Origin of the sequence: Micromonospora sp. KC606, assembly GCF_004348675.1 — a bacterium.
In the GTDB taxonomy this organism is placed as follows: domain Bacteria; phylum Actinomycetota; class Actinomycetes; order Mycobacteriales; family Micromonosporaceae; genus Micromonospora.
The window spans coordinates 1-23404 of record NZ_SMKN01000036.1 but is presented as its reverse complement, the minus strand read 5'-3'; the positions used below and the strand labels follow the sequence as shown (position 1 = coordinate 23404).

The following is a 23404-nucleotide window of genomic DNA, read 5'->3' as shown; positions in this document are numbered from 1 at the left end:
CTGGTCCACGCGCCGGGCGTGCCGCGAGCCGGGCGTGCCACGCGCCGGCGCGGCCGTCCGGGCCGCCGGCGCCTGCGGCCCGGCGCCCGCCTCAGCGGACCGGCAGGCTGCGTGGGCCGGCGTTCCTGAGCGAGCGGGTCAGAGGGCGGGCGTCAACCCACAGGAAGCACCGCACCCCGCGATCACCATCGCGCCACTCCCGCTCGGTGGGGTGGTAGAAGATCGAGCCGGCGCGGAAGGGCAGGTCACCGTTGTCCGGAACTCCGGTGTAGCGGGCGAGCAAGCTCCGGCATCCCCGGTGGACCTGGCGGTCGCCCCGGCTGAGCCGGGCGTAGCTCAGGCCGGTGGCCTGCCATACGCCGACGAACTCGACATGGTGCCGGGCGGTGCAGGGCACCGGTGTCATCGCCGTGATCTCGTCACCGTCGATCCGGGGCTCGAAGCAACCCAACCCGAGCCGGGCTGCACCGGCCAGGGCGCTCCGCAGGCTTCCGGTGCGGACGACCGCCCCCGGATCGTCGATGCTCTTGATCTCGCTGAGGTCGCAGCGGAACCAGCGGGCCCCGCTGGTCCAGGCCCGGGGGGAGGGGAGGACGACGGTGAGGCTGAGCCGGCCGGCACGCCAGTCCGCGCCGATGGCGCGGCGGATCTCTCGGTCGCACTCGGCGCGAGCGGTCCGCATGGCGACGCTGCCGCCCGAGGGCGGGGCCGCCCCGGCCGCGTGCGTCCCGGTGAGGGTGCCGACGTGGAGGGTCTCGGCGCGGTGCTTCCCGGCGCAGTCGACGGGCTGGTAGCCGCTGAGGTGGCCGACGTCCGGCACGCCGGGGTGGCAGACTCCGGCAGCCGGGACGAAGGGGCGCGGGGCGGTGAGCGCCGGCCAGTCGTCGGTGAGGTCCGTGTCCAGCCCGGCCGGCGTGCCGCAGGCGGCCAGCGCGAGAGCCGTCAACGCGCCTGGTGCGACCGCCGTCCACCGCCGCATACCACCCGCCCCTTCGCCGCACTCTGCCTGGCCAGCGGCGCTGTCCTGGGGCCGGAGCCTACGGCACCCGGGTTCAGATGGTCGGCAACCCCTCCGGCCCGGCGCCGCGCATCGAGCGGGTCAGTTTCCGGTCGTCGCTCCACAGGAAGCAGCGGATGCCCCGGTCGCCCTCCTCCCACTCCCGCTCGGACGGGGGGTAGAAGATCGACCCCGCCCGGTACGGCAGGTCGGCGTTGTTGGGTACCTCGGCGAAGCTGGCGATCAGCGCCATGCAGCGCCGGTGCACCTGCTGGTTGGCCTTGGTGAACTGCTCCCAGGTCATGTCCCTTTCGAGATAGACGCCGACGAACTCGGCCCGGTGCGGTTCGGAACAGAGCACCGGCGCCATGTAGTTGAGGTTCTTGCCGATCAGCTTCGGGTCGAAGCAGCGGTGCGACAGCGGGTTGTCGCCGATCATCGCGCCGCGCAGGCTGCCGGTCCGGTTGACCGGCCGGGTGTTGTCGATGCTGTCGGTCTCGCTCAGGTCGCAGCGGAACCACCGGGCGCCGCTGTTCCAGGCCGTCATCGAGGGCAGCGCGATGTTCAGGGTGAGCCGCGCGGAGTGCCAGTCGCCGCCGAGCACCTCCCGGGCCCGCTGGTCGCACTCGGCCCGGGCGGGGCGTAGCGCGGGCGAGCCCGGCTCGGGTCGCGGCCCGCGGGCGGCGGCGCCGGTGAAGACGCCGACGTGGATAGCCTCGGCCAGGTGGCTGCGCGAACAGTCCACCGTGTCGTAGGTGCTGGCTTGCACCACCGGGGTTATCCGGGGCAGGCAGGAGCCTGTGGCCGGCACGAACAGCTGTGGTGCGGGCAGCACGGGCCAGTCGTCGACCAGGTCACCGTCGGCCCGGTGCTGCTGGAAGCAGCCGCTCATCGTCACCGCCGCGCCGGCCAGCACCAGCGCCACGAGCCACCGTCGCATCGTCCGCCCCTTCCCGGGAGATGACGGTCGATCTCCGCGGCCCGCCCGGCGTTGCCCCGCCGTCGGGCGTGCAGCATATGTGACCGTCCCTGTTGGAGTTTTCCGACGTTTCCGTCGATCGGCCAGTGCCCCGGTGGCTCTTCGTCTGATTCTCACCGGGGAAGACACCTTTCCGCACTGACTGTCATGCCTGGGTAACCGAGGGTTTTCGAAAGCGGCGCGCTGCTCGCGATGGCTGGCCGCGTTCGTACACTGGCCAGGTGACCGTACCGCCGCCGATCGTCGCGCCCAGCATCCTCGCCGCCGATTTCGCCCGCCTGGCCGAAGAAGTCCGTGCCGTCGAGGGAGCCGCGGACTGGCTGCACGTCGACGTGATGGACAACCACTTCGTGCCGAACCTGACCATCGGGCTGCCGGTGGTGCAGAGCCTGCGGGCGGCCACCCAGATCCCGTTCGACGTGCACCTCATGATCACTGATCCGCGTCGCTGGGCACCCGGCTACGCCGACGCCGGCGCACACAACGTCACCTTCCACGCCGAGGCCTGCGACGATCCGATCGCGCTCGCCAAGGATCTCCGTTCGGCCGGCGCCAAGGCGGGGCTGGCCATCGACCGGGACACCCCGATCGAGCCGTACCTCGAACTGCTGCCGAACTTCGACACCCTGCTGATCATGACGATCAAGGCCGGTTTCGGCGGGCAGCGATTCATCCCACAGATGCTGGAGAAGGTCCGCGCCGCCCGCCGGCACGTGGCCAGCGGTCACCTCGAACTGCGCATCGAGGTCGACGGCGGGATCGCTGTCGACACGATCGAGCAGGCCGCGGCGGCGGGTGCCGACGCCTTCGTCGCCGGAACCGCCGTCTACGGTGCGGGCGACCCCGCCGAGGCGGTCCGCCGGCTGCGCGGCCTGGCGGAGCGCGCCGTCTCCGGGGCCTGACGTGGACCCGGCCTGCGATCGCCCGGACGTCATCCTGGTCGTCGACGACGACGCGGACATCGCCCGCTTCGTCGAGTTCAACCTGCGCCTGCACGGTTTCGAGGTGCTGCACGCCTCGGACGGCCAGGAGGCACTGGAGATGATCGAGCAGCACCGGCCGGACCTGGCGGTGGTGGACCTGATGATGCCGCGCATCGACGGTCTGGAGCTGACCCGCCGGCTGCGCGCCGACCCGATGACCTCGGCCCTGCCGGTGATCATGCTGACCGCCAAGGGGATGACCGTGGACAAGGTCCACGGGCTCAGCGCGGGCGCCGACGACTACCTGGTGAAGCCCTTCGACACCGCCGAGCTGGTCGCCCGGGTCAGCTCCACGTTGCGTCGCAACAAGGAGTTCCGCGAGGTCTCCCCACTGACCGGGCTGCCCGGCAACAGCCGGATCCGCCGGGAGATCAGCGACCGGGTACGCAGCGGCGTCGACTACGCGGTCGGCTACATCGACATCGACCGGTTCAAGAGCGTCAACGACCGGTACGGTTTCGTCCGCGGCGACGAGTTCATCTCCGCGTTGGCCCGCAGCCTGCACCGGGCGGTGGTCTCGATCGGGCTGCCGCCGGCTTTCCTCGGCCACGTCGGCGGCGACGACTTCGTCATCGTCTGTACGCCGGAGCAGGTCCGGCCGTTGACCTTCCGCGCGGTCGAGGACTTCGAGAGGGCCGCCGACAAGCTCTACGACCCGGCCGACGCCGAGCGCGGCTTCGTGGAGCTCAAAGACCGTCGCGGCAACATCCGCAAGGCCCACCTGGTGACCCTCTCGATCGGCGTGTCGCTGTCCGACTCGCGCAAGCGCTTCACCGATCCGCTCGCCGCGATCGCGGTCGCCTCGGAGATGAAAACCGTTGCCAAGAGCCAACCCGGCTCGTACGTGGCGGTGGACCGCCGACGGGCCGACGGCGTGTGAGGTAGCACGCCGGGAGTGGCGTACCCCCCGCCTCGGCGTGTAAGACTTCCATGTACCCACCACGCGCTGGCGGGGCTCGGTGAAATTCCGAACCGGCGGTGATCCACGGCTCGACCGTGGTAAGCCCGCGACCCGGACGGCTCAGGCCGCCCGGTGGACCTGGTGAGAATCCGGGGCCGACGGTTGGCGGCGGGATCGTTTCCGCGGCCAGACAGTCCGGATGGGAGACAGCGCGCGGGACGGGGCGGGCTCGCGTGGGCTGTTCCAGCCGCGTGGGCTCCCCGGGGCCGGCCGTGCCGTTCCCGGATCCGCCGCCGCCTGCCCGCGGCTCCTCCCGTCGACCGCCCAGCGCGCCGACCGGCGAGTGAGAGGGCAGGGGCCATGGCCGGCGTCTCCGTCGACGAAGCGATGCGCCGTGCCGTCGCGCTGGCCGCCCGTGGCCTCGGCACCACCAGCCCCAACCCGGTCGTCGGCTGCGTCCTGCTCGATCCGGCCGGCACGGTCGTGGGGGAGGGATTCCACGCGTACGCGGGCGGACCGCACGCCGAGACCGTCGCGCTCGCCCAGGCCGGGAAGCGGGCCCGGGGCGGCACGGCTGTGGTCACTCTCGAACCCTGCGACCACACCGGCCGCACCGGCCCCTGCAGCCTCGCGCTTATCCAGGCCGGTGTCGCCCGGGTGGTGATCGCCGTGCCCGATCCGAACCCGGTCGCCGCCGGCGGCGCCGCCACCCTGCGCGCCGCCGGCATCCAGGTCGACGTCGGGTTGTGCGCCGCCGAGTCCGAGGCCGGCAACGTCGCCTGGCTGACCTCGATGCGGCGGGGCTGGCCGTACGTGATCTGGAAGTTCGCCGCCACCCTCGACGGCCGGTCCGCCGCCGCCGACGGCACCAGCATGTGGATCACGTCCGAGGCGGCCCGGATCGACGTGCACGCGCTGCGCGGCACGGTCGACGCGGTGATCGTCGGGGTGGGCACCGTACTCGCCGACGACCCCAGGCTGACCGCCCGTAACCTGCGCGACGGCACCCTGGCCATCCGGCAGCCGCTGCGGGTGGTGGTGGACAGCTCGGGGCGTACGCCGGCGGAGGCCCGGGTACGTGACGGCGCCGCCCAGACGTGGATCGCCACCAGCGCGGAGGTCGGCGCCGGCCCGGTCGGCCGGGTCGACCTGCCGGGGCTGCTGGCGGAGCTGCACCACCGTGGCGTGCGGGCCGCGCTGCTGGAGGGCGGGCCGCAGCTGGCCGGCGCGTTCCTCGCCGCCGGGCTGGTCGACAAGGTCGTCGGGTACGTCGCGCCGAAGCTGCTCGGGGCCGGCCCGACCGCGCTGGCCGACGCCGGCGTGACGACCATCGCCGACGCCGTTGACCTCGAGCTCACCGACGTCACGCAGGTCGGTCCCGACCTGCGGATCACCGCGCTGCCCCGGAAGAGGGAGGCCTGACATGTTCACCGGCATCGTCGAGGAGCGGGGCGAGGTCGTCCGCGTCACCGACACCGGGGGTGACTCCGCCCTGGTCGCCATCCGGGGGCCGCTGGTCACCTCGGACGCCCGGCACGGCGACTCCGTCGCGGTCAACGGCGTCTGCCTGACCGTCGTGGACGTCGACGGCGGGGTCTTCACCGCCGACGTGATGGGGGAGACCCTGCGCCGCTCCGCGCTCGGCGCGTTGCGCCCGGGCGATCCGGTCAACCTGGAGCGGGCCGCCGCGCTGAACAGCCGGCTCGGCGGGCACATCGTGCAGGGCCACGTCGACGGGGTCGGCGAGCTGCTCTCCCGGCAGCCGGCCGCGCGGTGGGAGACGTTGCGGTTCCGGCTCCCCGCCGAGCTGTCCCGGTACGTGGTGGAGAAGGGCTCGATCACCGTCGACGGGGTGTCGCTCACCGTGGCGGCCGTCGGCCCGGACTGGTTCGCCGTCGGGCTCATCCCGACCACCCTCAAACTGACCACCCTCGGCGATCGGGCCGTCGGCGATCCGGTGAACCTGGAGGTGGACGTGCTCGCCAAGTACGTCGAGCGGCTGCTCGGTGACCGGCTGCCGGGCGGTGGGGCCTGATGGGTCCGCTCGGCTGGCTGCTCGCCGCCCAGATCGAGCTCGCCGGCTCCCCGGTGCTGGTCCGGGAGATCGTCGGCAACGTATTCGGCCTCGCCTCCGCCCTGTTCGGGCTGCGCCGGCTGGTCTGGGCCTGGCCGGTCGGCATAGTCGGCAACGCGCTGCTGTTCACCGTCTTCCTCGGCGGCGCCTTCGCCACCCCGCAGGCGCACGACCTGTACGGCCAGGCCGGCCGGCAGGTGTTCTTCTTCGCGGTCAGCCTGTACGGCTGGTGGCGCTGGGCGCGCAACCGGCGGGCCGACGGCAGGGAGCAGCCGGCGGTGACCCCCCGGTGGGCTACCGGGCGGGAACGGCTGGTCCTGCTGGCCGCCGCCGTGCTCGGCACCGCCGTGGCGTACCCGGTGCTCGCCTCGCTGGGCTCCTGGGGGCCGCTGCCGGACGCCTGGATCCTCACCGGGAGCCTGCTGGCCACCTACGGCATGGCCCGCGGCTGGGTGGACTTCTGGCTGATCTGGATCGCCGTGGACGCGGTCGGGGTGCCGCTGCTGCTGCGCGGCGGCTTCTATCCGTCGGCCGCCATGTACCTCGTCTACGGCGCGCTCTGCGTCGCCGGGCTGGTCGCCTGGTGGCGTAGCTCCCGCGTCGCCCGGGCTACCCGACCGATTCCGTCCACCTACTTGGAGGCCGTCGCATGAGCGAGCGCACCCTTGGGTCCAGGGCCGTGAGCGGCTTCGCGAGCATCGAGCAGGCGGTGGCGGACATCGCCGCCGGCCGGCCCGTCGTCGTGGTGGACGACGAGGACCGGGAGAACGAGGGCGACCTGATCTTCGCCGCGGAGCTGGCGACGCCGGAACTGGTCGCCTTCATGGTCCGGTGGACCTCCGGCTACATCTGCGTGCCGCTGACCGAGAGCGAGTGCGACCGGCTCGACCTGCCGCCGATGCACCACACCAACCAGGACCGGCGGGGCACCGCCTACACGGTGACCGTGGACGCCCGGGAGGGGGTCACCACCGGCATCTCGGCCGCCGACCGGTCGCACACCATCCGGCTGCTGGCCGACCCGGCGACCGGTCCGACCGACCTGGCCCGCCCGGGCCACGTGGTCCCGTTGCGGGCCCGCGAGGGTGGCGTGCTGCGCCGCCCCGGGCACACCGAGGCGGCCGTCGACCTGACCCGGCTGTCCGGGCTGCGCCCGGCCGGCGTGCTCTGCGAGTTGGTCAACGACGACGGCACCATGATGCGCCTGCCGGACCTGGAGAAGTTCTGCGCCGAGCACTCGCTGTCCCTGGTCACCATCGCCGACCTGGTGGCGTACCGGCGGCGGCACGAGAAGCAGGTCGAGCAGGTCGCCGACGCCCGGATGCCCACCCCGTACGGGATGTTCCGGGCGCTGGGCTACCGAGCCGAGCACGACCCGGCCGAGCACGTCGCGATGGTCTACGGCGACCTCGGCGACGGGGAGGACGTGCTGGTCCGGGTGCACTCGGAGTGCCTGACCGGGGACGTTTTCGGCTCGCTGCGCTGCGACTGCGGGCCGCAGTTGCAGGCCGCCCTGGCCCGGGTCGCGCGGGAGGGGCGCGGGGTGGTGCTGTACGTGCGTGGACACGAGGGGCGGGGGATCGGCCTGCTACACAAGCTCCAGGCGTACCAGCTCCAGGACCGGGGCCGCGACACCGTCGACGCGAACCTGGACCTGGGGCTGCCGGCGGACGCCCGGGACTACGGCACCGGCGCGCAGATCCTCTACGACCTGGGCGTACGGTCGATGCGGCTGCTCACCAACAACCCGGCCAAGCGGGCCGGGCTGGAGGGGTACGGCCTGCGGATCACCGGCCGCGAGGGGTTGCCGATCCGGCCGCACCCGGAGAACCTGCGCTACCTGCGTACCAAGCGGGACCGGATGGGCCACCTGCTGGACGAGTTGGACGAGGTGACCGAGGCCCCGATGGGCCGCCCGGTCGCCGGCGACGAGATCGGAGCGTAGACATGGCGGGATTCGGCGAGCCCGGGGTGAGCACGGTGGACGCCGCCGGTATGACCGTCGGTGTGGTGGCGGCGCGCTGGCACGGCGAGCTGACCGACCAGATGCTCGACCGGGCGGTCGCGGCGGCCGAGGCGTGCGGCGCCCGGGCGGTGGTCGCCCGGGTCGCGGGTTCGGTGGAACTGCCGGTGGTGGCGCAGGCCCTGGCCCGCCGCTGCGACGTGGTGGTCGCCCTCGGCGTGGTGGTGCGTGGCGCGACCGCCCACTTCGACTACGTCTGCAAGTCGGTGACCGAAGGGCTCACCCGGGTGGCGCTGGACGAGGGCAAGCCGGTGGCGCACGGGGTGCTCACCGTCGACACCATCGCGCAGGCCCGGGACCGGGCCGGGCTGCCCGGCTCGACGGAGGACAAGGGCTGGGCGGCGACCGTCGCTGCCCTCGACGCGGCCCTGGCCATCCGGGCGGTGGCCGCCGGGACCGGCACGAGGGTCGGCTTCTGACCGGCTCCGCCCGGCCGGCTTCGCCCCGCCGAGGTCGCCCAGGCCGGCCCCGTCCGGCCGAGGTCGCCCAGGCACGGTCCGCCCGCCTGTCAAGCCCAGGTGATCGACTCCGTTTGCGGCAAACCGCGGTGTCAGCGGCGGTGGAGACCGCGGTTTGCCGCGAATGAAGATGATCGATCCGGTGCGAGTGACGGGCACGCACATGTCCGACTGTCCATCGTGGAGATCAGGTACGCGGAACTGCCGGGGCTGCGGATGGCCTACCGCAGCTGGGGTCGGCCCGACGCCCCGCCCGTGGTGGGCCCTGCACGCCGGTACCGTCACCGGGCCGGCCTGGCCGCTGCAACAGCCGATCAGGTCCACCTGTGCGCGCCCGACCTACGGGGGTTCAGCGGATCCGACCGGTTCCACGCCGTGGTACGGGAGTTCCTCGTCGGTCTCGGCTGAGCGTCGCGGTCGGTGCCGCCGACCTCGATGGCCAAGAACGACTCACGGACCTGGCCCCGCCCGGCGCGCCGGCGACGGCGACGGCGTGCCGGGCGTCGCCATGCAGGACGGCGAGCAGCGTGCCGCGCACCGTCTGCCGGCGGCGGTACGAGGCCCGCCGCCGCTGCGCCACGCCGAAGCGCAGGTGAGCGGGCTCAGGTGAGCTCGGTCGCCCCCGCCGCCTGGGCGAGCCACTTCTGCTCCAGTTCGGTCAGTGTCTTGGCCTCGCGGAGCTCGCTGATCGCCTCGTTGACGCACGGGGTCAGCGGGGAATCCTTGCCGAGCAGCAGCCCGAACGTCTCCGGGGCGCCCACCTGCGGCACCTGACCGACAACGGTGGCGTCGGTCATCTCGGTCGAGGTGATGCGGAAGGCGGCTGGCAGGTCCACGACCAGGCCGTCGATCTGACCGCTCCGCAACGCCTGCGTGGCCTCGTCGGTGCCGCGGTAGCCCTGCGGTTTCGGTCCGGGTTTGATGATGTCGGTGATCGCCTGGTAGCTGGTGGTGCCGAGCTGGGCGCCGAGCCGGGCGTCCTTGAGCCCGGCCAGAGACTTCTTCCCGGCGATCGTCGACGACTTCCGCGCGATCACGGCCTGCCGAACCAGGTAGTAGGGCGCGGAGAGGTCCACCGCCTGCTTGCGCTCCTCGGTGACGGAGAACTGGTTGACGGCGAAGTCGAAGCTGGCCGGGGCGGGGGTAGCGTCAGCAAACCGTACCCGGGTCCAGGTGACCTCCGCGCTGGCGTACCCGAGCTGCGCCGCAACCGCGTACGCGACGGCGGCTTCGAAGCCCTCGCCGGTCTCCGGTTTGTTCTGCCGGTACCACGGCTCGCGCGCCGGCTCGTCGGTGGCGATGGTGAGGATGCCCGGCGTCCGGGTACGCAGGCTCTCCTTGGTGCAGGCGGCGGTGGCCGCGTCGATGGGGGTGGTGGGGTTCCTCCCGTCCGGAGGGGTACAGCCGGCCGCCGCGACGAGGGCGGCGACGGCGGTGGTGAGGGCGAGTACGCGGGAGCTGCTGCGTGCCATGGCGGACAGCGTAGAGAAGACCGCCGATGTCCCGCAGGTGTGCCCGTTGTTGTTCGGACGATCGATGTCGATTTGTTGCCGGTGTGCGCCGATCCGCCCCGGCCGACCGCGCGGCCGGACTGCCGGCCGTCCGGCGGCTGCCACCGGTGGGCCCCCGGCCGGGCCGCAGCCCGCCGGTGACCGGTGAGCTGGCGGGCGACCGCGGAGAGCGGCCCACGCACCGCGCGTCGGTGGGGCGTGTGGTGCGCCGCGCCTCGGTGGAGTGTGGTGCGGTGCCATGGCGACAGGCGCCAGTGGTGTCGCCGGCGACAGGCGCGACCGGAAGGGTCGGTCCCGCATCCGGGGACGGGACAGAAGGGGCGGCGACGGTGGGAAGGCGACACGGCTGGGACCCGGCACGCGCGGCGTCAGCGGCTGGCTGGAAGAATCGCCTTCCGTGAAGACGTTCGAGGAGTTGTTCGCCGAGCTGCAGGCCAAGGCCGCCGCCGGCACCCCGGGCTCGGGCACCGTCGCCGCCCTGGAGAAGGGGGTGCACTTCGTCGGCAAGAAGGTCGTCGAGGAGGCGGCCGAGTCGTGGATGGCCGCCGAGCACGAGGGGCCGGAACGAACCGCCGAGGAGATCTCCCAGCTGCTCTACCAGGTCCAGGTGTTGATGCTCGCCAGTGGTCTCGAGCTCAAGGACGTCTACCGACATCTGTGAGTGCCCCCGTCGTTGATCAGAATCGACCGAAGGAGCACTCCGTCATGCTGCGTGTCGCCGTACCGAACAAGGGCGCGCTGGCCGAGAAGGCCGCCCAGATGCTGCGCGAGGCGGGCTACCGCCAGCGCACCGACCCCAAGGACCTCGTCTGCCGCGACGAGCCCAACGACATCGAGTTCTTCTACCTGCGGCCCAAGGATATCGCCACCTATGTCGGCTCCGGCGACCTGGACGTCGGCATCACCGGCCGGGACCTGCTGATCGACTCCGGCGCGCCGGCCGAGGAGGTGGTGGACCTCGACTTCGGCCGGGCCACCTTCCGCTTCGCCGCCCGACCCGAGGACGTCGACGACGTACGGGAGCTGGGCGGGCACCGGATCGCCACCGCGTACCCGGGGCTGGTCGAGCGGCACCTGGCCGAGTTGGGCGTCAAGGCCGACGTGATCCGCCTGGACGGGGCGGTGGAGAACGCCATCCGGCTCGGCGTCGCCGACGTGGTCGCCGATGTGGTGGAGACCGGCACCACGCTGCGCCAGGCGGGCCTCGTGGTCTTCGGCGAGCCGCTGCTGCGCTCCTCGGCGGTGCTGGTCCGCCGGGCCGCCGCGCCGGTGCACCCGCAGTCCGCGCAGCTGCTGCGCCGGCTGCACGGCGTGCTGGTGGCCCGCCGTTACGTCATGCTCGCCTACGACGTGCCGGCGGGCCTGCTCGACCGGGCCAGCTCGCTGACCCCCGGGATCGAGTCGCCGACGGTCTCCCCGCTGCACCGGGAGGGCTGGGTCGCGGTGCAGGCGATGGTGCTCCGCGACGACGTGCACCGGATCATGGACGAGCTGTACGACCTGGGCGCTCGCGCCATCCTGGTCACCAACATCCACGCCTGCCGGCTCTGAGTACGCCACCCGGACCGCAGTGCGTCGGCCGGGGTTCCCCGTCCAGCCTTGATCCACTCCGGATACGGAGAATCGCGCCTCGCTCAGCCCGTGGGCTACCGCGATGTGCCGCACCCGGAGTGGATCAACGGCGCTGACGGATCACGCCGGGTGGCGACGCGGCCCTCGGGCTTCGTGTGGCGACGGTACGCCGACCCGGGGCGGGTGGCAGACTGGTGGGGTGAGTGATCCCGAGCTGGTCCGCCTGAAGCCCCGACGTATCCGGGTCGTCTGCTGGGTTTCGGCGGTCGCGCTGCTGGTGGTGTTCAGTCTGGTGGCCACCTCGCTGAGCGGCGCCACGGGTAACGGCTACGGCACCTTCCAGCGCGGCGACCAGCTCGCCATGGTGGGCCTCGGCGTGCTCGGCGCGCTGGCCATCCTGCTGTTCACCCGCCCCCGGGTGGAGGCGGACGCCCGCAGCGTGCGGGTCCGCAACGTGATCGGGTCGTACGAGCTGCCGTGGGAGGTCGTCCGCGGCGTCCGGTTCGACCGGGGCGCGCCCTGGGCCAGCCTGGAGCTGCACGACGACGACCTGCTGCCGATGGTCGCCCTGCAGGCCGCCGACAAGGAGATCGCGGTGGCGGGGGTCCGCGCGCTGCGCCGGCTGCACCAGGCCCACCTGGCATCCCGGTCGGGCCGCGCCACCTCCCGCTGACCAGGCGCTCGACGCCGCCGCCCACCCCGGGCGGCCGCCGCGTGGTCGGTTCGGCGGCCGGGTCCCGCTGCGGGTCCGGTAACACCCGCGTTGACCTGCGCGGGGCCCGGTTTGGGGGTGGCTGGGGTGAGGGTGTAGTGTTGCCAAGTCGACCAGACTGCCCCCACCTCGTGGTGCGGGCGGTCTCGAAGCGGAGCGCCTGCTCCCACCCGAGTCGCCACGTAGGCGGCCGGGTCCGGTCACCGGTTCCGGGCGCGCCCCGGTCCCGGATGCACGATCATGTGATCGTGCCGACCGGTCGAGTGGGCCCTGGCATGCGCCGGGGCCTCCTGCTTTCCGGGCGGCCCTCACCCGGGGGCCCGCGGGGTCGGCCACGCAGGAGACCCGACTCGAGGAGGCCCCATCAGCGTCGAACCACGCGTGAACGAGCAGATCCGGGCACGTGAGGTCCGACTGGTCGGCCCTGAGGGTGAGCAGGTGGGCATCGTCCCGCTGGAGCGCGCCCTGCAGCTGGCCGCGGACGTCGACCTGGACCTGGTCGAGGTTGCGCCGATGGCGCGCCCGCCGGTGTGCAAGCTCATGGACTTCGGCAAGTTCAAGTACGAGAGCGCACTGAAGGCGCGCGAAGCGCGGCGTAACCAGCAGCAGACCGTCATCAAGGAGATGAAGCTCCGGCCGAAGATCGACCCGCACGACTACGAGACCAAGAAGGGTCACGTGGTGCGGTTCCTCAAGGCCGGCGACAAGGTCAAGGTGACGATCATGTTCCGCGGTCGGGAGCAGAGCCGCCCGGAGCTGGGTTACCGGCTCCTGCGCCGGCTCGAGTCCGAGATCTCGGAGCTGGGGTACGTCGAGGCCGCGCCGAAGCAGGACGGTCGCAACATGATCATGGTGCTCGCGCCGCACCGCGCCACGAAGGCCGCCGCGGCCGCCGCGACGGCATCTCGGGGCGGACCCCGGGAACGGGCCGCGGACGGCTCCGTCGCTCCGGAGGCCGGCGAGACCGCAGCAGCCGGTGACACCGGCACGACCGTTGAGACCAGCGGCCAGTAACAGGGAGAGACGTTCCACATGCCGAAGATGAAGAGCCACACGGGTATGGGCAAGCGGGTCAAGGTGACCGGCAAGGGCAAGATCGTTGCCCAGCAGGCCGGCCTCCGCCACAACCTGGAGAAGAAGTCCTCTACCCGGACCCGCCGGCTGACCGGCACGGTCGAGTTGGTCAAGGCCGACGTCAAGCGAATCAAGAAGCTGCTCGGCCGCTGACGCGCGCCACCTGAACCGAAGAAGGAGTTGAGATGGCACGCGTCAAGCGGGCTGTGAACGCCCAGAAGAAGCGCCGTACCCTGCTGGAGACCGCCAGCGGCTACCGCGGTCAGCGCTCCCGGCTGTACCGCAAGGCCAAGGAGCAGGTGCTGCACTCGATGCAGTACGCCTACCGGGACCGCCGCGACCGCAAGGGCGACTTCCGGCAGCTCTGGATCCAGCGGATCAACGCCGGCGCCCGGGCGAACGGCCTGACCTACAACCGGCTGATCCAGGGCCTGCGCCTGGCCGGCATCGAGGTCGACCGCAAGATCCTGGCCGACATGGCCGTCAACGACGCCGCGGCGTTCGCCGCGATCGTCGAGCTGGCCCGTGCCGCCGTGGCGGCCGAGGGCACCGGTGGCGCCGCGGCCCAGGCCGCCTGATCCACCCACCGCAGATCGAGGCGTCTCCCATGCAGTCACCATCGCGCGGGAGGCGCCTCGACGCTGTCCCGGGCCCGTTCACCCCGCGTACCCCCAGGGTGGCCGCGGCCCGGCGGCTGCACCGCCGCCGCGACCGCGACACCACCGGTCGCTTCCTGGCCGAGGGGCCGCAGGCGGTCCGCGAGGCCCTGGTCCGGGCCGGCACGACCGTCGAGCTGTTCGGCACCCCCGCAGCCCTCGACCGGTACGCCGACCTCGCGGCGCTGGCCGCACGGCAGGACGTGCCCGTCTCCGAGGTCACCGACGAGGCGCTCGCGGCGCTCGCCGAGACCGTCGCCCCGCAGGGGCTGGTCGCTGTCTGCCGGCACCTCGACGTACCCCTGGAGACGGCCCTCGCGCGCGGGCCGCGCCTGGTCGCGGTGCTGGCCGAGATCCGCGACCCGGGCAACGCCGGCACCGTCCTGCGCACCGCCGACGCCGCCGGCGCCGGTGCGGTGGTCTTCGCCGGCGACGCCGTCGACCCGTACAACGGCAAGTGCGTGCGGGCCTCCGCCGGCAGCCTGTTCCATGTCGACGTGGTCCGCGCCGCCGACCCGGCCGCCGCGGTCGGGGCGCTACGTACCGCCGGGCTCTCGATCTTCGCCACCACCGGGTACGGCGACCGCGACCTGGACGACCTCGCCGACGCCGGCCGGCTCGCCGCGCCCACCGCGTGGCTGTTCGGCTCGGAGGCGCACGGCCTGCCCGAGGCGCTGACCGCCGCCGCCGACGCGCGGGTGCGGGTGCCGCTGTACGGGCGTGCCGAGAGCCTGAACCTGGCTGCGGCCGCCGCCGTCTGCCTGTACGCTTCAGCGAGAGCACTGCGCTGACGGTGTCACGCGCGCAGACAGCACAGGGGGAGTCGTCCGCATGGTGAACGCGCCACGGCGTTCGTTTAGCCAGCCCGCCGGTGTCGGCGGGCGGCGGGCCTGACCCTTCCCCCTGCGCAACTCCCACCGGCGGGCTGCGGCACAGCCGCGCGTCCGTAGACTCGCCTAGCCGCCCGGGAGGGTCGGCGCCGCCGTGAGGGAGTGCCCGTTACCCATGAGCTACCGCAACGATCCGTACGACCCGAAGCAGGTCGCCCTGCTGGACCCGGCCGCCCTGGCCGAGGCCGTCGCCACCGCCGAGAAGGCGTTCGCCGCCGCCGCCGACCCCGACGCGCTGACCGCGCTGCGCCCCGCGCACCTGGGTGACCGGGCGCCGGTGTCCCTCGCCCGCCGGGAGATCGGCGCGCTGCCGCCGGCGGCGAAGTCCGACGCGGGCAAGCGGGTCAACGAGGCCCGCCGGGCCATCGAGTCCGCGTACGCCGCCCGCGCCGAGGTCCTTGAGCGCGAGCAGGCCGCCCGGATGCTGGTCGAGGAGCGGGTCGACGTGACCCTTCCGTACGACCGGCGTCCCCGGGGTGCCCGGCACCCGCTGAGCACCCTGATGGAGCAGATCAGCGATCTGTTCGTCGGGATGGGCTACGAGGTCGCCGAGGGCCCCGAGGTCGAGCTGGAGTGGACCAACTTCGACGCGCTGAACATCCCCGCCGACCACCCGGCGCGAGGGCTGATGGACACCTTCCACATAGCCCCGGAGAGTTCCGCCGTGGCCGGCGACGGTTCGGGTCTCGTTCTCCGCACCCACACCTCGCCGGTGCAGGCACGCACCATGCTGACCCACAAGCCCCCGATCTACGTGGTGGTGCCGGGGCGGGTCTACCGCACCGACGAGCTGGACGCCACCCACGCGCCGGTGTTCCACCAGGTCGAGGGCCTGGTGGTGGACAAGGACATCACCATGGCCCACCTGCGCGGCACCCTCGACCACTTCGCCCGGGCGATGTTCGGCGAGGGCGCGAAGACCCGCTTCCGGCCGCACTACTTCCCGTTCACCGAGCCGTCGGCCGAGTTCGACGTGTGGTTCCCCGAGCACCGGGACGGCCCGCGCTGGGTCGAGTGGGGCGGCTGCGGCATGGTCAACCCGCGGGTGCTGCGCGCCTGCGGTATCGACCCGGAGGTCTACTCCGGATTCGCTTTCGGCATGGGCATCGACCGGACGGTGATGTTCCGGCACGGGGTCAGCGACATGCGGGACATGGCCGAGGGCGACGTGCGGTTCACCCGCGCGTTCGGGGTCGGGGCGTAGGGCGATGCGGGTACGAGTCACGGGAACGGTGGTCTGAAGTCATGCGAGTTTCTGTCAGTTGGCTGCGGGAGTACGTCGACCTCCCCGCCGACCTGCCCACCGGCGACCTGGAGCAGGCCCTGGTCGACCTCGGCATCGAGGTCGAGTCCGTCGTGGACCTGGCCGGCACCGTCACCGGCCAGCTGGTGGTCGGCGAGGTCCTGGAGATCGAGGAGTTGACCGGCTTCAAGAAGCCGATCCGGTTCTGCCGGGTCAACGTGGGCGCCGCCAACGGCACCGGCGAGCCACAGGAGATCGTCTGCGGGGCCCGCAACTTCGCCCAGGGCGACAAGGTGGTGGTGATCCTCCCCGGCGGCGTGCTGCCCGGCGGCTTCGCCATCGGCGCGCGTAAGACCTACGGGCGCAACTCCCACGGCATGATCTGCTCCGCGAAGGAGCTGGGCCTGGGCGACGACCACTCGGGCATCATCGTGCTGCCGCCCGACACCACGGCCAAGCCCGGCGACGACGCCCGCCCCGTCGTGGGCCTCGACGACGTCGTGGTCGAGGTGGAGATCACCCCGGACCGGGGGTACGCGCTGAGCGTGCGCGGCCTGGCCCGCGAGCTGGCGCACGCCCTCGGCGTGCCGTTCCGCGACCCGGGCCTGGCGCCCGCGCCCGGCGGCACCGCCGAGCCGGCGTACCCGGTCGAGGTGCACGACACCGCCGGCTGCGACCGGTTCGCCGCCCGGATGGTGCGCGGGATCGACCCGACCGCCGCGACCCCCGGCTGGATGGCGCGACGGCTCACCGTGGCCGGCATCCGCAGCATCTCGCTGCCGGTCGACATCACCAACTACCTGATGCTCGAACTGGGTCAGCCGATGCACGCCTTCGACGCCGACCGGATCACCGGACCGCTGGTGGTCCGCCGGGCCGAGGCGGGGGAGAAGCTGACCACGCTGGACGGGGTGGCCCGTACCCTCGCCGCCGAGGACATGGTGATCTGCGACGACACGGGGCCCGTCTCGCTCGCCGCGGTGATGGGCGGCGAGACCAGCGAGGTCATCGGCGGCACCACAGATGTGCTCTTCGAGGCCGCCCACTGGGACCCGGTGATGGTCGGGCGCACCGCCCGCCGGCACAAGCTGTTCAGCGAGGCCGCGAAGCGCTGGGAACGGGGCGTGGACCCGGCACTGCCGCTGGTCGCCATCGAGCGGGCGGTCCGGCTGCTCACCGAGCATGCCGGCGGCACGGCCGGGGACGAGATCCTCGACCTCGACCACGTCCGGCCGATGCCCCCGGTCACCCTGCCAACCGACCTGCCGTCGCGGCGGGTCGGGGTGGAGTATCCGCCGGAGCGGGTGGTCGCCCTGCTGGAGCAGGTCGGCTGCACCGTCGTGCGGGGCCCCGACCGGCTCGCCGAGGACCCGGGCGAGGTCGGCGTCGCGGCCGGCGGCGGCGACGTGCTCACCGTGACCCCGCCGACCTGGCGGCCCGACCTCACCGACCCGGCCGACCTGGTCGAGGAGGTGGTCCGGCTCGACGGGTACGACAGGGTGCCGTCGGTGCTGCCCACCGCGCCCCCCGGTCGGGGCCTGACCTGGCAGCAGCGTCGCCGCCGGGCGGTGGCCCGCTCGTTGGCCGAGCGTGGTCTGGTCGAGGTGGTCGCGCACCCGTTCACCTCGCCGGAGCTGGCCGACCAGCTCGGCCTGCCCGCCGACGACCCGCGCCGCCCGGCGGTCCGGCTGGCCAACCCGCTGTCCGAAGAGGAGCCGCTGCTGCGGACCACGCTGCTCGGCCCGCTGCTGGGCATCCTCCGGCGCAACCTCGGCCGCGGCCACCGCGACCTCGCGATCTACGAGATCGGCACGGTCTTCCACCCGCGTCCCGGGGTCGGCCGGCCGCCGGCCATGGGCGTCGACCGGCGTCCCACCGACGCCGAGTTCGCCGCCGCCGACGCGGTGGTGCCGCACCAGCCCCGGCACGTCGCCGTCGTCCTCGCCGGCGACGTCGAGCCGGCCGGTTGGTGGGGTCGGGGCCGGGCCGCCTGCTGGGCGGACGCCGTCCAGGCCGGCCGGGACGTGCTCGCCGCCGCCGACATCCCGGCCGACCGGATTGAGGTGCGTGCCGTCGAGCACGCCCCCTGGCACCCTGGACGCTGCGCCGCGTTGCTGGTCGACGGCACCGTCGTCGGGTACGCCGGGGAGCTGCACCCGGCGGTGGTGACGACCCTGGAGCTGCCCAGGCGGGCCAGCGCCATGGAGCTGAACCTCGACGCGCTGCCACCGGCCCCGCTGGCGCCCGCGCCGACCGTGTCCACCTTCCCGCCGGCGCTGATCGACGTGGCGCTGGTGCTCGACGAGTCGGTGCCCGCCGCCGAGGTGCGGCGGACCCTCGTCGAGGGGGCCGGTGAGCTGCTGGAGGACGTGCGGCTCTTCGACGTGTACGCCGCGGAGCAGCTCGGTGCGGGACGTCGGTCGCTGGCGTACAAGCTCACCTTCCGCGCTCCGGACCGGACGCTGACCGTCGAGGAGGCGCTGGCCGCCCGGGATGCCGCGGTTGCCCTCGCGGCGCAGCGGTTCGGCGCGACCCTGCGCGGCGCCTGAGCCACAGGTCGACGAGGCCCCGACCCGGCTGCGGGTCGGGGCCTCGCCCGTTACCGCTTCGGAGACCTCGCCGCAGCGTCGCAGGGGCGGGCGGGCAGCACGGGATCGCCGGCGACCGGGTCACCTGATCGCCCGGCGTCCTGTCCCCGACACCAGGACCGGGCCTCCAATCATGCGGCAACACTTCTCATGATCATGCAGTGAGATGCATGACCTTGCGGTAGTGGGCCGTCGCCGCTAGCCTTGTCTGCATAGTCATGCGGAGGTGAGTATGGGCATTCGAGTCGCGATCGCCGGGGCGAGCGGATACGCCGGCGGCGAGCTGCTACGGCTGATCGCCGGGCACCCCGAGTTCGACCTGGTCGCCGCCACCGCCCACCGCCAGGCGGGCCAGCCGGTAACCGCCGTGCACCCCCAGCTCGCCGGGCTCGACCTGGTCCTCAGGGCGACCGACTCGGCCACCCTGGCCGACGCGGACCTGGTCTTCCTGGCGCTGCCGCACGGTGAGTCCGCGGCCCTCGCGGCGACGCTGCCCCAGTCGGTCAAGGTGGTCGACCTCGGCGCCGACCACCGGCTCCACGACGCCGACGCCTGGGCCCGCTACTACGGCGGCACGCACGCCGGCGCCTGGACCTACGGCCTGCCAGAGCTGCCCGGTCAGCGTGCGGCGATCGCCGCCGCCAGCCGGGTCGCCAGCACCGGCTGTTACGCCGTCGCCACCACGCTGGCGCTGGCCCCGCTGATCGCCGCCGGCGCGGTCTTCCCCGCCGACGTGGTGGTGGTGGCCGCCTCCGGCACCTCCGGGGCGGGCCGGGCCACCAAGAGTCACCTGCTCGGCAGCGAGGTGATGGGCGACCTGTCGCCCTACAAGGTCGGCAGCCACCAGCACGTGCCGGAGATCAAGCAGGCCACCGGGGCCACCAGCCTCTCCTTCACCCCCGTCCTCGCACCCATGCCGCGCGGCATCCTCGCCACCGTCACCGCCGTTCCCACCGGGGACGTCGACCCGCGTGACGTGCTGGCCGAGGTGTACGCCGACGCGCCGTTCGTGCACCTGCTGCCGCAGGGTGCCTGGCCGCACACCGCCGCCACCGCCGGCTCGAACTGCTGCCACCTCCAGGCCGGCGTCGACGTCGACTCCGGTCGGGTGATCGTGGTCAGCGCCGTCGACAACCTCGGCAAGGGCGCGGCCGGTCAGGCCGTGCAGAACGCCAACCTCATGCTCGGGCTCCCCGAGACCACCGGCCTGTCGACCTACGGAGTCGCGCCATGACCGTCACCGTTCCCCGGGGCTTCCGGGCCGCCGGTGTCGCCGCCGGGCTCAAGACCGGCAGCGCCGCCGATGTCGCCCTCGTCGTCAACGACGGCCCCGACGCCGGGGTCGCCGGCGTCTTCACCACCAACCGGGTCAAGGCCGCCCCGGTGCTCTGGACCCAGCAGGTCGTCCGGGGCGGGGTTGTCCGCGCCGTGGTGCTCAACTCCGGCGGCGCCAACGCCTGCACCGGACCGGCCGGGTTCCAGGACACCCACGCCACCGCCGAGCACACCGCCACCACGCTCACCTCGGTCAGTCCGCGGCTGATGCTCGGCGCCGGTGAGGTCGCGGTCTGCTCCACCGGACTGATCGGCGAGCGGTTGCCCATGGCGAAGCTCCTGCCGGGGGTACGCGCCGCGATCCGCGGGCTGGCCCGCGACGGTGGACCGGCCGCCGCCGAGGCGATCATGACGACCGACACCCGGCCGAAGACCACCGTCGCCGAGGGCAGCGGCTGGACCGTCGGGGGCATGGCCAAGGGCGCGGGCATGCTCGCCCCCGCCATGGCCACCATGCTCTGTGTGCTCACCACCGACGCGGTGGCCGGGCCGCAGACCCTCGACGCCGCGCTGCGGGCCGCCACCCGAATCACCTTCGACCGGATCGACTCCGACGGCTGCATGTCCACCAACGACACGGTGCTGCTGCTGTCCAGCGGCGCATCCGGCATCGAGCCCACCGAGGCGGAGTTGACCGCCGCGGTCACCGCGGCCTGCCACGACCTCGCCCAGCAGCTCCTCGCCGACGCCGAGGGCGCCACCAAACAGATCGCCATCGACGTGGTCGGCGCCGCCAGCGAGGACGACGCGGTGCAGGTGGGCCGGTCGGTGGCCCGGAACAACCTGGTCAAGACCGCCCTGTTCGGCAACGACCCGAACTGGGGGCGGATCCTCGCCGCCGTCGGCACCACCACCGCCGCCTTCGAACCGGACGGCGTGGACGTCGCGGTGAACGGCATCTGGGTGTGCCGTTCCGGGGCCGCCGCCGAGGACCGCTCCAAGGTGGACCTCACCGGCAGGGACGTCACCATCCGGATCGACCTGCACGCCGGTGACGCGGCCGCGACGGTCTGGACCAATGACCTGTCGCACGCGTACGTGCACGAGAACTCGGCGTACTCATCGTGAGCGCGAGGAACGCGGCGCAGCGGAGTCCCGCAGTCGCGATCGGGGTTGGCAGGGTGAGCGCGAGGAACGCAGCGCAGCGGAGTCCCGCAGTCGCGATCGGGGTTGGCAGGGTGAGCGCGAGGAACGCAGCGCAGCGGAGTCCCGCAGTCGCGATCGGGGTTGGCAGGGTGAGCGCGAGGAACGCGGCGCAGCGGAGTCCCGCAGTCGCGATCGGAAGGTCGGCCAAGCCATGACGCTGAGCACGGACCTTGCCCGGGCCCAGGTCAAGGCCGAGACGCTGATCGAGGCCCTGCCCTGGCTGGCCCGGCTCTCCGGGACGACAGTCGTGGTCAAGTACGGCGGCAACGCCATGGTGGACCCCGAACTGCAGCGCGCCTTCGCCGCCGACATGGTCTTCCTCCGGTACGCCGGGCTCAAGCCGGTCGTGGTGCACGGCGGCGGGCCGCAGATCTCCGCCATGCTTGGCCGGCTCGGCATCCCGAGTGAGTTCAAGGGCGGCCTGCGGGTCACCACCCCGGAGGCGATGGACGTCGTCCGGATGGTGCTCGTCGGGCAGGTCGGACGGGAACTGGTCGGGCTGATCAACGCGCACGGCCCGTTCGCCGTCGGCCTCTCCGGCGAGGACGCCGGTCTGTTCACCGCGGTAAGGCGGCCCGCGTACGTCGACGGTGAGCCGGTCGACGTCGGGCAGGTCGGCGACGTGGAGTCGGTCGACGTCTCCGCGGTGGCCGACCTGATCGCGGCCGGCCGGATCCCGGTGATCTCCACCGTCGCGCCGGACGCCGACGGAGTGCTGCACAACCTCAACGCCGACACCGCCGCGGCGGCGCTCGCCGTAGCGCTGGAGGCGCGCAAGCTGGTCGTCCTCACCGACGTCCCCGGCCTGTACGCCGACTGGCCCGACCGCGACAGCCTGGTCAGCGAGATCACCGCCGACGAGTTGGCGGCGCTCCTGCCGTCCCTGCAGTCGGGGATGGTGCCGAAGATGGAGGCATGCCTGCGGGCGGTGCGCGGGGGAGTGCCCGCCGCGCACGTCGTCGACGGTCGGGTCGCCCACTCCACGCTGCTCGAGGTCTTCACCTCGGAAGGGTTCGGAACCATGGTGATCGAGTCATGAGCACGTTGGTCGAACGGTGGGGCCAGGCCATGATGGACAACTACGGTGCCCCGCCGCTGGCGCTGGTTTCCGGCTCCGGCGCCGTCGTGGTCGACGAAATTGGCCGGGAGTACGTCGACCTGCTCGGCGGCATCGCGGTCAACGCCCTCGGGCATGCCCACCCGGCCGTGGTGGCCGCCGTCTCCAAGCAGGTCGCCACCCTCGGGCACGTCTCCAACCTGTTCGTCGCCGAGCCCCCGGTGGCCCTGGCCGAGCTGCTGCTGGCCCTGGCCGGTCGGCCCGGCCGGGTCTTCCTCGCCAACTCCGGCGCCGAGGCCAACGAGGCCGCGTTCAAACTGTCCCGGCTCACCGGTCGCTCCCACGTGGTCGCCACCCGGGGCGGCTTCCACGGCCGGACGATGGGGGCGCTGGCCCTCACCGGCCAGCCGGCCAAGGCCGACCCGTTCCGGCCGCTGCCCGGCGACGTCACCCACGTTCCGTACGGCGACGTGGACGCGCTGGAAGCGGCGGTCACCGACGCCACCGCCATGGTGATCCTGGAGCCTATCCAGGGGGAGAACGGTGTGGTCGTGCCCCCGGCCGGGTACCTGACCGACGCCCGGCGGATCACCGCCCGGCACGGCGCGCTGCTGGTGCTCGACGAGGTGCAGACCGGCATCGGCCGCACCGGGCACTGGTTCGCCCACCAGGCCGAGGGCGTCGAGCCGGACGTGGTGACGCTGGCCAAAGGGCTCGGCGGCGGGCTGCCGATCGGCGCGTGTCTCGCCTTCGGTCGGGCCGCCACACTGCTCGCTCCCGGCTCGCACGGCACCACCTTCGGCGGCAACCCGGTCAGCTGCGCCGCCGCCCTCGCGGTGATCTCGACCATCGCCAGCGAGGGGCTGCTCGATCACGTCAAGCGGACCGGGGAGCGGCTGCGCCGGGGCATCGAGGCACTCGGCCACCCGCTCGTCGCCGAGGTGCGCGGCGCCGGTTTGCTGCTCGGCGTCGTGCTCGCCGCCCCGGTCTCCCACACCGTCACCGCCGCCCTGCGCGACGCGGGTTTCCTGGTCAACCCGGTGCAGCCGTTGGTGGTGCGGCTCGCGCCGCCGCTGATCCTCACCGCCGAGCAGGTCGACGCCTTCCTCACCGCCCTCCCCGCCGCCCTCGACGCGGCGCTCCCCCTGTCTCTTATACACCTCTGACGCTGCCGACGGCTAGGCGAGTGTTGCTGACGGTCGGCG

General features: G+C 73.1%; 24 protein-coding genes. 21 read left to right on the top strand and 3 right to left on the bottom strand.

What is annotated here, in order from left to right:
- Positions 1 to 91: 91 nt before the first annotated feature.
- Both E1193_RS11015 and E1193_RS11010 read right to left on the bottom strand, forming a co-directional pair.
- On the bottom strand, positions 92 to 979 hold the full coding sequence (locus E1193_RS11015) for a septum formation family protein (RefSeq protein ID WP_132182822.1): 888 nt from the start codon (positions 977 to 979) through the stop codon (positions 92 to 94).
- A 73-nt stretch (positions 980 to 1052) separates the two neighbouring features.
- Positions 1053 to 1937, bottom strand: coding sequence for a septum formation family protein (locus E1193_RS11010; RefSeq protein ID WP_132182820.1), 885 nt, complete (start codon positions 1935 to 1937; stop codon positions 1053 to 1055).
- A 260-nt stretch (positions 1938 to 2197) separates the two neighbouring features.
- Between E1193_RS11010 and rpe the strand changes: the two genes are divergently transcribed.
- The 8 genes from rpe (at position 2198) to E1193_RS10970 (ending at position 8823) form a co-directional block, all read left to right on the top strand.
- On the top strand, positions 2198 to 2878 hold the full coding sequence (rpe, locus tag E1193_RS11005) for a ribulose-phosphate 3-epimerase (RefSeq protein WP_132182818.1): 681 nt from the start codon (positions 2198 to 2200) through the stop codon (positions 2876 to 2878).
- 1 nt (position 2879) lies between these two features.
- Positions 2880 to 3839, top strand: coding sequence for a response regulator (locus E1193_RS11000; RefSeq protein WP_132182816.1), 960 nt, complete (start codon positions 2880 to 2882; stop codon positions 3837 to 3839).
- A gap of 381 nt (positions 3840 to 4220) precedes the next feature.
- Positions 4221 to 5282 (top strand): bifunctional diaminohydroxyphosphoribosylaminopyrimidine deaminase/5-amino-6-(5-phosphoribosylamino)uracil reductase RibD, encoded by a 1062-nt coding sequence (gene ribD / locus E1193_RS10995; protein ID WP_132182814.1) that lies wholly within the window; start codon positions 4221 to 4223, stop codon positions 5280 to 5282.
- Position 5283: 1 nt separating this feature from the next.
- Positions 5284 to 5895 (top strand): riboflavin synthase, encoded by a 612-nt coding sequence (locus tag E1193_RS10990; RefSeq protein WP_132182812.1) that lies wholly within the window; start codon positions 5284 to 5286, stop codon positions 5893 to 5895.
- Positions 5895 to 6587: a nicotinamide riboside transporter PnuC gene (gene pnuC / locus E1193_RS10985; protein ID WP_132182810.1), complete on the top strand. Its 693-nt coding sequence runs from the start codon at positions 5895 to 5897 to the stop codon at positions 6585 to 6587. Before E1193_RS10990 ends, pnuC begins: the two co-directional genes overlap by 1 nt.
- Positions 6588 to 6613: 26 nt before the next feature.
- Positions 6614 to 7879, top strand: a complete 1266-nt coding sequence (locus E1193_RS10980) for a bifunctional 3,4-dihydroxy-2-butanone-4-phosphate synthase/GTP cyclohydrolase II (RefSeq protein WP_132182808.1) — start codon at positions 6614 to 6616, stop codon at positions 7877 to 7879.
- Positions 7880 to 7881: 2 nt separating this feature from the next.
- Positions 7882 to 8376, top strand: coding sequence for a 6,7-dimethyl-8-ribityllumazine synthase (ribH, locus tag E1193_RS10975; RefSeq protein ID WP_132182806.1), 495 nt, complete (start codon positions 7882 to 7884; stop codon positions 8374 to 8376).
- A gap of 219 nt (positions 8377 to 8595) precedes the next feature.
- Positions 8596 to 8823: a hypothetical protein gene (locus E1193_RS10970; RefSeq protein WP_132182804.1), complete on the top strand. Its 228-nt coding sequence runs from the start codon at positions 8596 to 8598 to the stop codon at positions 8821 to 8823.
- 194 nt (positions 8824 to 9017) lie between these two features.
- On the opposite strand, the gene E1193_RS10965 is transcribed toward E1193_RS10970, so the two are convergent.
- Positions 9018 to 9887 carry an ABC transporter substrate-binding protein gene (locus E1193_RS10965; RefSeq protein WP_132182802.1) on the bottom strand — a complete coding sequence of 290 codons (870 nt, stop codon included), beginning with the start codon at positions 9885 to 9887 and terminating at the stop codon, positions 9018 to 9020.
- A gap of 418 nt (positions 9888 to 10305) precedes the next feature.
- On the opposite strand from E1193_RS10965, the gene E1193_RS10960 reads away from it, so the two are divergent.
- The 13 genes from E1193_RS10960 to E1193_RS10895 all read left to right on the top strand — a co-directional run bounded on the left by E1193_RS10960 (position 10306) and on the right by E1193_RS10895 (position 23365).
- Positions 10306 to 10587 carry a phosphoribosyl-ATP diphosphatase gene (locus tag E1193_RS10960; RefSeq protein ID WP_347877022.1) on the top strand — a complete coding sequence of 94 codons (282 nt, stop codon included), beginning with the start codon at positions 10306 to 10308 and terminating at the stop codon, positions 10585 to 10587.
- A gap of 44 nt (positions 10588 to 10631) precedes the next feature.
- A complete protein-coding gene (hisG, locus tag E1193_RS10955) occupies positions 10632 to 11477 on the top strand; it encodes an ATP phosphoribosyltransferase (protein ID WP_132182800.1) in 846 nt (281 codons plus the stop codon).
- A gap of 220 nt (positions 11478 to 11697) precedes the next feature.
- On the top strand, positions 11698 to 12171 hold the full coding sequence (locus E1193_RS10950; protein ID WP_243707493.1) for a PH domain-containing protein: 474 nt from the start codon (positions 11698 to 11700) through the stop codon (positions 12169 to 12171).
- A 420-nt stretch (positions 12172 to 12591) separates the two neighbouring features.
- Complete coding sequence (infC, locus tag E1193_RS10945) at positions 12592 to 13224, top strand: translation initiation factor IF-3 (RefSeq protein WP_132182796.1); 633 nt, start codon at positions 12592 to 12594, stop codon at positions 13222 to 13224.
- 18 nt (positions 13225 to 13242) lie between these two features.
- Complete coding sequence (gene rpmI, locus E1193_RS10940) at positions 13243 to 13437, top strand: 50S ribosomal protein L35 (protein WP_132182794.1); 195 nt, start codon at positions 13243 to 13245, stop codon at positions 13435 to 13437.
- A 32-nt stretch (positions 13438 to 13469) separates the two neighbouring features.
- Complete coding sequence (gene rplT, locus E1193_RS10935; RefSeq protein ID WP_089008309.1) at positions 13470 to 13862, top strand: 50S ribosomal protein L20; 393 nt, start codon at positions 13470 to 13472, stop codon at positions 13860 to 13862.
- A gap of 29 nt (positions 13863 to 13891) precedes the next feature.
- Positions 13892 to 14731, top strand: a complete 840-nt coding sequence (locus tag E1193_RS10930; RefSeq protein WP_132182792.1) for an RNA methyltransferase — start codon at positions 13892 to 13894, stop codon at positions 14729 to 14731.
- Between the two features lie 214 nt (positions 14732 to 14945).
- A complete protein-coding gene (gene pheS / locus E1193_RS10925) occupies positions 14946 to 16034 on the top strand; it encodes a phenylalanine--tRNA ligase subunit alpha (RefSeq protein WP_132182790.1) in 1089 nt (362 codons plus the stop codon).
- 41 nt (positions 16035 to 16075) lie between these two features.
- Complete coding sequence (gene pheT, locus E1193_RS10920) at positions 16076 to 18622, top strand: phenylalanine--tRNA ligase subunit beta (RefSeq protein ID WP_132182788.1); 2547 nt, start codon at positions 16076 to 16078, stop codon at positions 18620 to 18622.
- 271 nt (positions 18623 to 18893) lie between these two features.
- Complete coding sequence (gene argC / locus E1193_RS10915) at positions 18894 to 19895, top strand: N-acetyl-gamma-glutamyl-phosphate reductase (protein WP_132182786.1); 1002 nt, start codon at positions 18894 to 18896, stop codon at positions 19893 to 19895.
- Positions 19892 to 21064: a bifunctional glutamate N-acetyltransferase/amino-acid acetyltransferase ArgJ gene (gene argJ / locus E1193_RS10910; protein ID WP_132182784.1), complete on the top strand. Its 1173-nt coding sequence runs from the start codon at positions 19892 to 19894 to the stop codon at positions 21062 to 21064. Before argC ends, argJ begins: the two co-directional genes overlap by 4 nt.
- Before the next feature lie 229 nt (positions 21065 to 21293).
- Positions 21294 to 22181 carry an acetylglutamate kinase gene (gene argB / locus E1193_RS10900; RefSeq protein WP_132182780.1) on the top strand — a complete coding sequence of 296 codons (888 nt, stop codon included), beginning with the start codon at positions 21294 to 21296 and terminating at the stop codon, positions 22179 to 22181.
- A complete protein-coding gene (locus E1193_RS10895) occupies positions 22178 to 23365 on the top strand; it encodes an acetylornithine transaminase (RefSeq protein WP_132182778.1) in 1188 nt (395 codons plus the stop codon). Before argB ends, E1193_RS10895 begins: the two co-directional genes overlap by 4 nt.
- The last annotated feature ends 39 nt before the right edge of the window (positions 23366 to 23404 follow it).

Excerpts from the sequence above, each read along its gene's own strand:
- E1193_RS11015 (WP_132182822.1), bottom strand. The coding sequence starts at position 979 with ATGCGGCGGTGGACGGCGGTCGCACCAGGCGCGTTGACGGCTCTCGCG.
- E1193_RS11010 (WP_132182820.1), bottom strand. The coding sequence starts at position 1,937 with ATGCGACGGTGGCTCGTGGCGCTGGTGCTGGCCGGCGCGGCGGTGACG.
- ribD (WP_132182814.1), top strand. The coding sequence starts at position 4,221 with ATGGCCGGCGTCTCCGTCGACGAAGCGATGCGCCGTGCCGTCGCGCTG.
- E1193_RS10990 (WP_132182812.1), top strand. The coding sequence starts at position 5,284 with ATGTTCACCGGCATCGTCGAGGAGCGGGGCGAGGTCGTCCGCGTCACC.
- pnuC (WP_132182810.1), top strand. The coding sequence starts at position 5,895 with ATGGGTCCGCTCGGCTGGCTGCTCGCCGCCCAGATCGAGCTCGCCGGC.
- ribH (WP_132182806.1), top strand. The coding sequence starts at position 7,882 with ATGGCGGGATTCGGCGAGCCCGGGGTGAGCACGGTGGACGCCGCCGGT.
- E1193_RS10965 (WP_132182802.1), bottom strand. The coding sequence starts at position 9,887 with ATGGCACGCAGCAGCTCCCGCGTACTCGCCCTCACCACCGCCGTCGCC.
- hisG (WP_132182800.1), top strand. The coding sequence starts at position 10,632 with ATGCTGCGTGTCGCCGTACCGAACAAGGGCGCGCTGGCCGAGAAGGCC.
- rpmI (WP_132182794.1), top strand. The coding sequence starts at position 13,243 with ATGCCGAAGATGAAGAGCCACACGGGTATGGGCAAGCGGGTCAAGGTG.
- rplT (WP_089008309.1), top strand. The coding sequence starts at position 13,470 with ATGGCACGCGTCAAGCGGGCTGTGAACGCCCAGAAGAAGCGCCGTACC.
- E1193_RS10930 (WP_132182792.1), top strand. The coding sequence starts at position 13,892 with ATGCAGTCACCATCGCGCGGGAGGCGCCTCGACGCTGTCCCGGGCCCG.
- pheS (WP_132182790.1), top strand. The coding sequence starts at position 14,946 with ATGAGCTACCGCAACGATCCGTACGACCCGAAGCAGGTCGCCCTGCTG.
- pheT (WP_132182788.1), top strand. The coding sequence starts at position 16,076 with ATGCGAGTTTCTGTCAGTTGGCTGCGGGAGTACGTCGACCTCCCCGCC.
- argC (WP_132182786.1), top strand. The coding sequence starts at position 18,894 with ATGGGCATTCGAGTCGCGATCGCCGGGGCGAGCGGATACGCCGGCGGC.
- argJ (WP_132182784.1), top strand. The coding sequence starts at position 19,892 with ATGACCGTCACCGTTCCCCGGGGCTTCCGGGCCGCCGGTGTCGCCGCC.
- argB (WP_132182780.1), top strand. The coding sequence starts at position 21,294 with ATGACGCTGAGCACGGACCTTGCCCGGGCCCAGGTCAAGGCCGAGACG.
- E1193_RS10895 (WP_132182778.1), top strand. The coding sequence starts at position 22,178 with ATGAGCACGTTGGTCGAACGGTGGGGCCAGGCCATGATGGACAACTAC.